Raw genomic sequence first — 12,087 nt, 5'->3', positions numbered from 1 at the left:
TTAAGCGCCTCAAGTCAGCCACTTGTAAACAAACTACCGTTTGACCTGAAGGTGATGGCTCGCGCTATGCCGAAACGATGCATGGCATCTTCATCTAGCGGTGCTGCAAACAGCGCCGCAGGTACGCCCAGTCGAAGGAGGGGCCGGGATCGGTCTTTCGCAGGGGAGCGATTCGCGCGTGACTGGTCAGTCGTTGGGGGGTGATCTCGGGGTAGGCGTCAAACAGCGCGTGCAGCACCTGGGCCAGGGCACGGTACTGGGCGTCTCGATAGGGCGACACCTCGTCCCCTTCGAGCTCGATCCCGATCGAGAAGTCGTTGAGCTCGCGGCGCAGGCAATGGCCATCGAACCAGCTGGAGCGTCCCGCGTGCCAGGCCCTCGCCTCGAAGGGCGCAAACTGAACACACTCTCCGTCGCGACGGATCAACAGATGCGCCGAGACCTTGAGTCCGGCGATACTCGCGAAGTAAGGGTGGGCCTCGGGATCCAGACGGTTGGTGAATAGTTCCTCGATGTGCTCGCCGCCGAATTGACCCGGCGGCAGACTGATGGAATGCACCACCACCGCCGATATTTCTCGTTCGGGTCGTTCATTGACGTTGGGCGAAGGCACTCGCCTGGCCCCGTCGAGCCACCCGTCGTGACACTGCATGCTGGTGTCTCCATTGTCTGAATATGGGATCGTCACCTCGCCCACTGACGTCGAGGTGCTAGTGCCCCTATAATGTCGGCTCCACGCGCCGCAATACAGAGATACCCATGCACTTTCAGGACGCCCTTGCCGAAGACATCCGCAACAGTGCCGCTCGCCTGCTGGCCGAGGACGTCGGTCCGGTGGACATCACCGCCCAACTGATTCCCGAAAAGCATCTGGGCAAGGCCCGCGTCATCAGCCGCGAGCCGGCGATACTCTGCGGCGTGGCCTGGGTCGACGAGCTGTTCCGCCGCCTCGATCCCCGGGTCGCTCTGACCTGGCACGCCGCGGACGGCGATCGACTGACGCCAGACGAGCCCTTTCTCGAACTGGCAGGCCCCGCACGCAGCCTGCTGACCGGCGAGCGCGCGGCTCTCAACCTGCTGCAGACGCTGTCGGCCACCGCCACGCGCACCCGCCACTACGTCGACCTGCTCGAGGGCACCGGTGTGCGGCTGCTCGACACCCGCAAGACGTTGCCAGGTCTGCGTATCGCCCAGAAGTACGCGGTGGCCTGTGGCGGTGGCTGCAACCATCGGATCGGCCTCTACGACGCCTTCCTGATCAAGGAAAACCATATCTCGGCCTGCGGCGGCATCGCCGGCGCCGTGAAGGAGGCCCGCAGCATCGCGCGTGACCTGACGGTGGAGGTGGAAGTCGAGACCTTCGAGGAACTGGATCAGGCGCTGGCCGCCGGCGCCGACGTGATCATGCTCGACAACTTCTCACTGGATGACATGCGAGAAGCGGTGCGCCGCGTCGCAGGCCAGGCGACGCTGGAGGCGTCCGGCAATGTCGACGAGACGACGCTGAAAGCCATCGCCCAGACAGGTGTCGACTGCATCTCGAGCGGCGCACTGACCAAGGACGTGAAGGCCATCGACCTGTCCATGCGCATGGTCGAGGAAGGCCCGGCGGGCTGAGGCCCTGCCCGTTTCGACAAGCGATCCCCCGGCCTGGACCCTGGCCCATGCCTGGGGGCTACTCTTGAAGGGCACTATCGGGGTCACTCCTGGAGATTACTCTCAGGGGGCTCTCCAGCGGGGGGCTCTCTCTAGCGGGGTCTCTCTCTAGCGGGGGCTCTCTCCAGCGTCCAGCGGAGGTCACTCCAACGGCTTGCTCATGCATAGCCGTGGCAGCAGCTCTCCGGCGCGCTCGACCCACTCTTCACCGTGGGATTCCCAGCCGGCGTCGAGCAGTGGCTCTGCCAGCATCAGGCTGGCTTCGATGATCATCCGCCGGGCGCCGGCGTTTCTCAGGCGCTCCTCGGCAAGCGACAGCAAGCGGCCGCCGATGCCCTGGCCGGTCAGCGAGGGCCACACATAGAGCGTCTCGACGCGCGCGCGACCGGGGTCCAACTCGACAAAGCCGACGCAGCGACCGTCACACTCGGCCACCAGGGTAGTAAACAATGCCTGACGAGCACGCCAGGCGGAACCGTCCCTGGGCAGCGCCGAAGCCCAGGCCTGACGCTGGGCCAGACTGTAGTGGCGACTGGCCCCCATCATGACGGCGTGATAGAACACTTCGGCTTGATCCGAGCCATCCTTGGCGAGGGCCTCGCGATAGTGAATACGGGAACGTCGCTCGACCGGCATGGCTTGCGACATTCTGGGTTCGGACATGTAGGGAACTCCTGCAGGACTGGAGACGGATAATCCGGCGCGTCGAGGTTCGCCAAGCCTAATCAGATAACGGGCTCGATCCAACACTCCTGACCACCCTGATGCCCGGCGACGCTGTTTCATGCCCAACTGGAGCTTTGTCATGTCACGATACCTGCAAGCACGTTGCTGGAGTCATTCAGGTCACCCCTGACCCACTTCCTGCGTCATCAGAGTTTCGACATCAAAGCATCGACGTAAAAGCATCCACATCAAAGCATCGACATCAGAGCCTCACCAGATCATGCCCGACGACCTCTATACCCTGACGCCCATCGGCACCATACGCAGCGACTTCCCGGACAAGTTCGGCGTACCCCGTCAGCCAGGGCTTGCAGAAGATGCCAGAGCTCGTCTGGTGCTGGAGGGCGACTTCGCCAATCCCATGGCCGTACGTGGGCTGGAGGGGTTCAGCCACCTGTGGCTGACCTTCATCTTTCACCTTAGTCCGCCCCACTGGAAAGCGATGGTCCGTCCGCCTCGACTGGGAGGAAATGCACGAATAGGCGTATTTGCCAGCCGCAGCACCCACCGCCCCAACCGTCTCGGGCTCTCGCTGGTGGAGTTGATCGACATCGATACGCGCGACGGCGTCAGCCTGGTGCTCAAGAGCGCCGATCTGGTCGACGGCACACCAGTGGTGGATATCAAGCCCTACCTGCCCTGGGCCGAGAGTCGCCCCGACGCCCGTACCGGTTTTGCACCTGAAGCGCCGACGCAGCATCCGGTGGTGTTCTCGGCCGAGGCCGAAGCGGTGCTTTCCAGCAGCGACAACGATGGTTCCTTGCGTCGCTTGATCGCCCAGGTCCTCGCCCAGGACCCGCGCCCCGCCTATCGCAGCAAGGGCAGTGACGACGATCGCCAGTACGGTGTCAGCCTGAGAGGTTTCAACGTGCGTTTTCGCGCCGAAAACGACAAGGGCGCCCTGCGCTTTCGCGTGGACGCCCTTGAAACCGGGCAGGAACCAGGAAGAAACGACTGACCCGCTGTGCTCGTAACTCCACTGGCCGCAGCATCATATGCCGCTACTTCAACTTCCGCGCCCACTGTCACTGTGCATCGACGCCGATCACCATCCGTGATCGCGACACCGTCAGTACCGCTGTGCCTTGCGACACAGCCACACCCAAGGTGAACGACCAGGTTTTCGTTTGACCTGCCCACTGGTCTCAATCGATGACCCCGGAGATTCCCAGACCGACCGTTGGGCCACCGTGGGAGGCGCCAATCCCCATCCCGACACTCCAGCGGCCAGTATCAGCGGTTCGTCGTACGCTCACACCTAGTGCCGATTCTCCGTTGTAGTAGCCAGTCCCCACATGATAGGTGAGCTTTCCTGCGACATAGGGTGCATCGCCCATGGCGGCCAGGGCCGCGATCCCCGCACTGGCATCTCGCTCTACTTCGTCAATCTTGTGGTCGAGTTGGTTGTAGTCGGAAGTGAACTTGCGGTTCAGTTCATTGAGCTGCGACATGTTGACCGCGTCGGTGGGTGCCGAACCGGCAGCCACGTTATGCAACTGGGTGGGGCCACTGCCATTGCCCAGGCTGACAGAGTGGTAGTCGACGCTGCCATCCTCGCTACGATCGTAGTTGACCGCTCCCTCTTGCACGGCACTGAGCTGGCGCACATTGACCGCATCGGTGTCCTCGGTGCCCCCCGCGACGTGGGTGATCTGACGTTCACCACCCTCGCTGCCGACCGCAACAGCTCCCTTGGATGACTCCACCGCCACGTGCGAAAAGGCTTCCTCCTCCCCCTTCATGCCTTCTCTATCGGCCACAGCGCCATCACCAAGTGCAACACCTCCTTCAGCTTGTGCCTTGGCGCCACCTCCGATGGCAACGGTGTCTGCAGCACTAGTAGTGGCAGCGTCTCCCTGCGAATTCGCCTGGAAGTACTTGGTGTCCTGACCACTCAGTGCCAGGTCGCCGATATCCTCCATCAAGTCCCAGATCTGACCACCATTGACCGCATCGGTACTGCCTTGATGGATATCGCCTTCGGCCAGATTGCTGATCACGGTACCACCGTCGGCACCAGCCAGAGTGATCTTTCCCTGGTTGGAATCTGGGTCATATTGCACGACATTCTGGGCCGGGTTGCCGCTGCCGCCCCCCAAGCTGTCGAGGGTCGTCTGGATATCACCGACATCGCCTTCAAGATTGGTGAGACGACCATTGGTGGCGTGGAGCTGACTGCCGTTGACCGCCTCTAGACTGGTGTCGGAAAGCGACCCATCCGCAATATTACCGAGCACGGTGCCGCCGAAGGCTCTACCAGGCGACTTCAGGGTTACGTGGTTCCAGTCGACGCTGCCGTCGTTGAAGTGGTCATACGCCACCACTTCCTCAAGCGCCTTATTGGTCGCATGGAGCTGGCTGCCATTGACCGCATCGGTACTGGTAGCGGAGATTCGACCCGCGGCCAGGTGGGTCAAGGTTCGCTCCTGCCCTTCGTCACCGATGCTGACGGTAGCAATGGGGTTTGTGCCGGCGTATTCATGCTGTTCACCGAAGATAATGCCTGACTCGGTGCCTATTGCCTCCTGTGAGGTCGACTGGGCCCCCAGCGCCACATCCATAGCCTGATTGGCGCTGGCTCCAGCACCCAGGGCTATCGCCTGCTCGCCCGAGGACACTGCCGTACTACCGACCGCAATCGCATCTTCCAGCAGGGTGTGGCTCTGGTCGCCAATGGCAACCGCACCGGCTGCCCCTATCTCCACCTTGGCGCTCACCCCCATACCGATGGCGTCATCGCCATTGACCGTGGTATCAGGCCCAATGGCGATGGAGCCTTCGCCGGTGGCAAGGGCGTCGACTTCCCCTCCCCCGTTGGCATGAAAATACAGCGATCCCGTATCCGAGAGCGACCCCACGGCCCCCTTGAGCTGACGCATGGTCACCGCATCGTGATCCTCGATACCATCGGCGATGTTGATCAACTGGCGATACTCACCGTCCCGCCCCACGGAGACCGCTCCCATTAGATCGGCGTCCGAAGTGTTGTACTGAATGGTGGCATTGCCCACGACGATCTGGCCGGAGACCTTCGCCACCTCGCGGTTCGCGATCGCTCCGCTGCCCAGTGCCACGCCGCCAAACACCGAGCTTGAAGCGCCATTGCCGATGGACACCGCATTGGTTGCCGAGGACACCGCCGCCGGCCCCATCGCCAGGCTGTCGGTGCCGCTGGCACTGGCGCCGCTACCGCTGGATTTGGCCTGGTAGTACGCGCTGTCGGCGGCGATATCCCCCAGGTTGGTGGTGAGATTGGTGATATCGCCTTCGTTCTGGGTCACCCTCACATTGGTGGCGTTCAACTGACGGCCGGTGACCGCATCGGTGCTGTCGGTGGACAGGGTGGCGTCGGTCAGATTGGTGATCCGGGTGCCGGCATCACCGGCCAGGGTGATACTGCCCTCATTGAGCGTGCCGTCGTCGCTACGGTCGTAGACCACCGCACCGGCCGCCAGATCCCCCAGGTTAGTGGTGAGATTGGTGATATCGCCTTCGTTCTTGGTCACCCGCACATTGGTGGCGTTCAACTGACGGCCGGTGACCGCATCGGTGCTGTCGGTGGACAGGGTGGCGTCGGTCAGATTGGTGATCCGGGTGCCGGCATCGCCGGCCAGGGTGATACTACCCTCATTGAGCGTGCCGTCGTCACTGCGGTCGTAGACCACCGCACCGGCCGCCAGATCCCCCAGGTTGGTGGTGAGATTGGTGATATCCCCTTCGTTCTGGGTCACCCGCACATTGGTGGCGTTCAACTGACGACCGGTGACCGCATCGGTGCTGTCGGTGGACAGGGTGGCGTCGGTCAGATTGGTGATCCGGGTGCCGGCATCACCGGCCAGGGTAATACTACCCTCATTGAGCGTGCCGTCGTCACTGCGGTCGTAGACCACCGCACCGGCCGCCAGATCCCCCAGGTTGCTGGTGAGATTGGCGATATCGCCTTCGTTCTGGGTCACCCGCACATTGGTGGCGTTCAACTGACGGCCAGTGACCGCGTCGGTACTGTCGGTGGACAGGGTGGCGTCGGTCAGATTGGTGATCCGGGTGCCGGCATCACCGGCCAGGGTAATACTACCCTCATTGAGCGTGCCGTCGTCACTGCGGTCGTAGACCACCGCACCGGCCGCCAGATCCCCCAGGTTGGTGGTGAGATTGGTGATATCCCCTTCGTTCTGGGTCACTCGGATATTGGTCGCGTTCAACTGACGGCCGGTGACCGCATCGGTGCTGTCGGAGGACAGGGTGCCATCGGTCAGATTGGTGATTCGGGTGCCGGCATCGCCGGCCAGGGTGATCCTGCCCTCATTGAGCGTGCCACCGGCACCGCGGTCGTAGACCACTGCGCCCTCGGCCAGATCCCCAAGGGCCTGGTTGGTGGCATGGAGCTGGCTGCCGTTGACCGCGTCGGTACTGGTGGCCGAGAGTCGACCTGCTGCCACGTGGGTGATAGTGCGCTCGCTGCCGCTAGTGCCCACGCTGACCGTACCGGTCGGGCTGCTGCCGGCCAAGGCGTAGTCAGTACCGGCCACGGTGGCCGTGGTGGTGGCCACTGCCGCTTCCGTGGTGGCACCGTTACCCAAGGCTACGCTGTTGGCGACGCTGGCCTTCGCGCCATTGCCGATAGCCACCCCATTGGTTGCCGAGGACACCGCCGCCGGCCCCATCGCCAGGCTGTCGGTGCCGCTGGCGCTAGCGCCGCTACCGCTGGATTTTGCCTGGTAGTACGTGCTGTCGGCGGCGATATCCCCCAGGTTGGTGGTGAGATTGGTGATATCCCCTTCGTTCTGGGTCACTTGGATATTGGTCGCGTTCAACTGACGGCCGGTGACCGCGTCGGTGCTGTCGGTGGACAGGGTGGCGTCGGTCAGGTTGGTGATCCGGGTGCCGGCATCACCGGCCAGGGTGATGCTGCCCTCATTGAGCGTGCCACCGGTACCGCGGTCGTAGACCACTACGCCCTCGGCCAGATCCCCCAGTGCCTGATTGGTGGCATGGAGCTGGCTGCCGTTGACCGCGTCGGTACTGGTGGCCGAGAGTCGACCTGCTGCCACGTGGGTGATGGTGCGCTCGCTGCCGCTGGTGCCCACGCTGACCGTACCGGTCGGGCTGCTGCCGGCCAAGGCGTAGTCAGTACCGGCCACGGTGGCCGTGGTGGTGGCCACCGCCGCTTCCGTGGTGGCACCGTTACCCAAGGCTACGCTGTTGGCGACGCTGGCCTTCGCGCCATTGCCGATAGCCACCCCGTTGGTTGCCGAGGACACCGCCGCCGGCCCCATCGCCAGGCTGTCAGTGCCGCTGGAACTGGCGCCGCTACCACTAGATTTGGCCTGGTAGTACGTGCTGTCAGCGGCGATATCCCCCAGGTTGCTGGTGAGATTGGCGATATCGCCTTCGTTCTGGGTCACCCGCACATTGGTCGCGTTCAACTGACGGCCGGTGACCGCATCGGTGCTGTCGGTGGACAGGGTGGCGTCGGTGAGATTGGTGATCCGGGTACCGGCGTCACCGGCCAGGGTGATGCTGCCCTCATTGAGCGTGCCACCGGTGCCGCGATCGTAGACCACCACTCCGTCTGACAGATCTCCCAACGCCTGCACGCCTTCAGACAGTTCTCCCAGCGCCTGATTGGTAGCGTTCAGCTGACTGCCGTTAACGGCATCGGTGCTGGTGACAGATAACCGTCCAGCCGCTACGTGAGTAATAGTACGCTCGACGCTGGCTACCGCATTGCCCCCGCTATCGGTCGTTGCCGCCGCGCCAAGGCTCAGAGTGCCTGTGGGTGCCGCACCGGCGAAACTGTAGCTCTTGCCCGCGATGGTAGCCTGGGTGGTTCCCACCACCGCCTCGGTGGTGGCGCCGTTACCCAAGGCCACGCTGTTGGCCACGCTGGCCTTGGCATTGGTACCGATGGCAATGGCGTTGCTGGCGGACGCCTCTCCGGAATCACCGAGCACCATGGAGTAGTTGCCACTCGCTTTCGACCAATTTCCCACGACATTGGTAGAGCCGCCGGCGACGGTATTTTGAAGACCTACCACATTGGCGCCTGTGGCAGTCGATGACAGCGTGTTACTTGAGCCGAAAACACCGGAAAAATCGCTAGTCACGTTATTGGTATTTCCAACGACCCGGACTGCATTGCCTTTAACGGTGTTGTTGAGACCAATCGCAGACGCATATGTCGATGCGCCTTCAATCTTGTTGGAAGTACCAATGGCAATCGCGCTCTTGGCACCTGTCGATGTTGAGTTGCTCTCACCCAATGCAAGGCTATTGTCGCCATTGGAAATGTTGAGATGGCCAACACTGACACTTTTCGCGCCCTTGGCAACACTGCCCGATCCCAGTGCCGTGGAGTGGCCGCCTGTCGCTTTAGCCGTGGCACCGAGTGACGTCGCATTGGTCGCCGTGGACGTCGCCTTTGCGCCAATAGCAAGACTCGAGGTGGCGCTGGCAACGGACCCTCCGGTCAGGTCTCCGCCAATGGCTATGGCGTTTACACCTTTAGCTTGTGCGCCGTTCAATCGAGTGACGGTGCCGCTCGACAGCGCCCCACCACCGATAGCAACGCCATTCTTGCTTGTCACGTAGGCTCCACGCCCAATGGAGACACCGGCCAAACCGCTGGTAACGGCCTGATCACCCAGGGCAACACCAGAATCTGCCGCCGCACTCGTGGTCGCATAGTAGCCCATCGCTATAGATGCATCACCATCGCCAACGGCACCGGTGCCTATATGGATGGCAGATGCCCCCGCAGCGGGCTGGATACCCATCGGCGCCAGATAACGATTGACGACCAACTGTTCAGGCTTGTCGGCAGGCGTCGACGCCTCATTCGGTATCACGCATCTATCTTTAATCGGTGACGCCAGAGGTATCGCTGCCTCCTCTGACGTTGTCTTTCCGACCTCGCCACCCGCAGTCGAACAGCCATCAACGAGGGGGCTAGCCTCTGCTTTACCCACCCCCAGCCCAGACGTCATCCCTACAGCGGACAGCGACACCAGGATACAGGAGATATAAACGCTTCTGGTCCCGATTTTTGCTGTTTTGAGCGAGTCAACGAACCAAAAAGTACGGCCATCCCATTCACTCACCCCGACCTCCTTGCCACCTACAGTTACGTGACGAATTTATGCACAACCAAGAAATAAACTTCTATATAAAAACCATCTTCAACCGCTCTTCCACCTCATAAACTCCTGTACCAAGGTAAGAAAAGTCAAAAAAATAGCGCACAAAAACTTACCTTACAGACACAAAACTAGCATGAATAAAAACAGCCAGAAAAACCTACACGCGCAGCACCGTCACTTCCATTGCAAAACGTGACACAGATCATTTCTTTATTTCGGTTGATTAAGGACATCAAAAGGCACAAAACCACCGGTCAGTTTCAGAAACATTGCGGCTACTGGTAGTTTGCATCTTATCCACGCAGTCATAGCCAGCCGTAATCGAAAGCCGACAAGCGGTGGGCACTCTCATTACAGCGGGTATGCTGCTCGAGCGTTTTCTCGAGAACCTCGATCTCGTCACTTAGGCGCTGTCCGAAAAGTCGACGAGCGAAGGTTAGACAAGGCAAAAATCGGTGAGAAAGCGCAGTTTACGGGGTGTAAATGAGCATTTTGATCCGATTTTTAACGCCGTATTACCGAGCGCAGGCACTTTTCAGACAAGCCCTAGCCAGGTGCAGCGCCCTTGGGGGCGTTAAGCCAGCGCCACGAAAGCGGGTGGCAAGCCTTCCAGATAGCTCGTGAGACGACGGATCGCCGCATGCTCGACCGGCAAGGCCACCCCGAATTCGAGCAGGAAGCCGTGCAGGAGATTCATGATCGCCGTGCGTTCGGCGACCAGCCCTTGACGAGTACGGTGTAGCGCACAGAGGATCTGCTGGTCTTCGCTCTTGATCGCTGCGAAGCGCATGACCGGACGTGAGGCCGCTTCGCAGATCACCTCGGCATCGACGAAATCGTTCTTATTGGTCTAGACGAAGGGCTTGACGTACTGGGGCGAAATCAGCCGTACGTCGTGCCCTAACGCCTGGATCTGACGGGCCCGTCAATGGCTTCCGGCACAGGGTTCCACGACCACCCGACAGGCAGGTTGCTGAGCCAATTGCGACAGCCGTTTCTGGCGTGACAACGCCTTGCGGAACAAGGGTTTGCCGTGGCGAGTTTGAGCATGCCGATGGAAGCAGCGTTTGCCCAGGTCGATGCCGATGATGGCGGGAGCGGTCATGAGCGTGGTCCTCTGAAAAGAAGAAGCCCAGCAAGCATAGCCTGCTGGGCTTATTGCTTGAATTCAGGAGGTCAGGCTGACCATCTCATTAAAGCCCGGCATTAGCCGGGCTTGACGCATCAGTATAGCTGCGACTGCTACACGACCAATTGACCGTTATCGATCAAGGTGGAGAGAAACTGTTCGCTGGTGCTACCCGCCATGTCCACGTCTAGCAACATGATCGAAAGGTCTGCATGCTCCCCCGAGTCACCTATCACGCCGTCGGAGTCGACCGAAATCAAGGTATCTTCCCCCGACTGTCGAGCTAAAAGATACTTCGATATTGATCCCTCTTCGTCCACTTCAACAACATCAGAAAGATCCAGGCGATCGCCTTGAGAAAACCTACCGAAGTAACCCAAGGTAAAGTCCACAATAGTGTCTTCTTCTTGAGCTTCATTTCTCGAAAGATGGGCAAGATGGTACGCGAAGGTATCAGCACCTTTCCCCCCTACGAGAAGATCATTACCCGCACCTCCCTTGAGCAGGTCAATGCCACCACCCCCGACCAGGATATCGTCGCCTTCACCACCATCCAGTGTATCCCGTCCCCCGTCAGTTCGACTGTTACCCCACAGGCTCTGGTGATTATCCCGTATGTACTGGCGCACCTGCTGCCCGGAAGCCATATCTCCATCGTTGACTGCCCACTTCAAGTACTCCAGCAAACCTTCAAACCCAAAACCGTCGTGCTGCCCCGGCAGAAAGGTTTCACCACTATCACCATTCACCCAACTCAATCCATCTGTATCTATTGAGTCTCCAAAAATAACATCATCACCCGACCTGCCGAAAAGCTCATCGCCACTGACACTTTTCTCACTACTCACTTCCCCACCAGCATACAACGGAATCTCCAGTTCGCTTGCAGAAGCCAGTATCTCTGCCTCTCCACGCTCAAAGAAAGAGAAAACATCGTATTCTCTTTCTTCCAAACGGATATTATCGATGGCAAGATAATCATCACCACCAGCTCCGTTATCCATCTCGAGAACAATTCGATACTGCCCCGCTTCGAGAAATCCGGCATCCCAGGTCTTCCAACTGGTTGACGGTGTTAAAGAAGCATCTGAATATACAGACCATTCGCCATCCACCAACGTCTCGACCCTGTACGCCACTCGGTCTCCCAGGGCATACCCATTCGTCGAGTACTCGTAAAGCAGCGCTGTCTTTACATTGGCCTCATTACTTTCTGAAACAAAGAATATCGGGCTGACCAACTGTGCTTCATGGCCATCATTCTTCCAGTCTTCAATCCTCAGATGGCCATTCGTCTGGAAACCCTTGGTGGGCGGTCTCAATGAGCAAGTGCAACACCTGATCGATCAGGTACGCTATCGCTATGACTCATTGCTACCACCACCTTACTGCTGAAGAACGTGCCACCATCATGCTGATGCGTGAAGGTCACTCGAT

At 60.2% G+C, this 12,087-nt stretch carries 7 protein-coding genes and 1 pseudogene; 2 read left to right on the top strand and 6 right to left on the bottom strand.

All coding sequences use genetic code 11. The features are described from left to right. Positions 1 to 94 precede the first annotated feature (94 nt). Complete coding sequence (ampD, locus tag C9F12_RS05135) at positions 95 to 652, bottom strand: 1,6-anhydro-N-acetylmuramyl-L-alanine amidase AmpD (protein WP_108448208.1); 558 nt, start codon at positions 650 to 652, stop codon at positions 95 to 97. 107 nt (positions 653 to 759) lie between these two features. Between ampD and nadC the strand changes: the two genes are divergently transcribed. Next, a complete protein-coding gene (nadC, locus tag C9F12_RS05130; protein ID WP_045992832.1) occupies positions 760 to 1,617 on the top strand; it encodes a carboxylating nicotinate-nucleotide diphosphorylase in 858 nt (285 codons plus the stop codon). 180 nt (positions 1,618 to 1,797) lie between these two features. Here the strand turns inward: nadC and C9F12_RS05125 are convergent, their stop codons facing one another. Then, positions 1,798 to 2,319: a GNAT family N-acetyltransferase gene (locus tag C9F12_RS05125; protein ID WP_045992833.1), complete on the bottom strand. Its 522-nt coding sequence runs from the start codon at positions 2,317 to 2,319 to the stop codon at positions 1,798 to 1,800. A 283-nt stretch (positions 2,320 to 2,602) separates the two neighbouring features. On the opposite strand from C9F12_RS05125, the gene tsaA reads away from it, so the two are divergent. Then, complete coding sequence (gene tsaA, locus C9F12_RS05120) at positions 2,603 to 3,340, top strand: tRNA (N6-threonylcarbamoyladenosine(37)-N6)-methyltransferase TrmO (RefSeq protein WP_045992834.1); 738 nt, start codon at positions 2,603 to 2,605, stop codon at positions 3,338 to 3,340. Positions 3,341 to 3,527: 187 nt separating this feature from the next. On the opposite strand, the gene C9F12_RS05115 is transcribed toward tsaA, so the two are convergent. From C9F12_RS05115 to C9F12_RS05105, 4 genes and pseudogenes are all read right to left on the bottom strand, one after another. Then, a complete protein-coding gene (locus C9F12_RS05115; protein WP_162816395.1) occupies positions 3,528 to 8,420 on the bottom strand; it encodes a YadA-like family protein in 4,893 nt (1,630 codons plus the stop codon). Between the two features lie 1,675 nt (positions 8,421 to 10,095). Continuing rightward, positions 10,096 to 10,356: pseudogene (locus tag C9F12_RS05110) on the bottom strand (IS110 family transposase); the annotation flags it as partial. A gap of 90 nt (positions 10,357 to 10,446) precedes the next feature. Continuing rightward, positions 10,447 to 10,626, bottom strand: a complete 180-nt coding sequence (locus C9F12_RS22460; RefSeq protein WP_162816394.1) for a hypothetical protein — start codon at positions 10,624 to 10,626, stop codon at positions 10,447 to 10,449. A gap of 137 nt (positions 10,627 to 10,763) precedes the next feature. Further along, positions 10,764 to 11,972 (bottom strand): type I secretion C-terminal target domain-containing protein, encoded by a 1,209-nt coding sequence (locus tag C9F12_RS05105; protein ID WP_162816393.1) that lies wholly within the window; start codon positions 11,970 to 11,972, stop codon positions 10,764 to 10,766. Positions 11,973 to 12,087 lie beyond the last annotated feature (115 nt).

Origin of the sequence: Halomonas sp. BN3-1 (assembly GCF_003056325.1) — a bacterium.
GTDB classification, from domain to species: domain Bacteria; phylum Pseudomonadota; class Gammaproteobacteria; order Pseudomonadales; family Halomonadaceae; genus Halomonas; species Halomonas litopenaei.
Note: the sequence above shows the minus strand (reverse complement) of the source record. Positions and strands in the feature narration are given on the sequence as shown.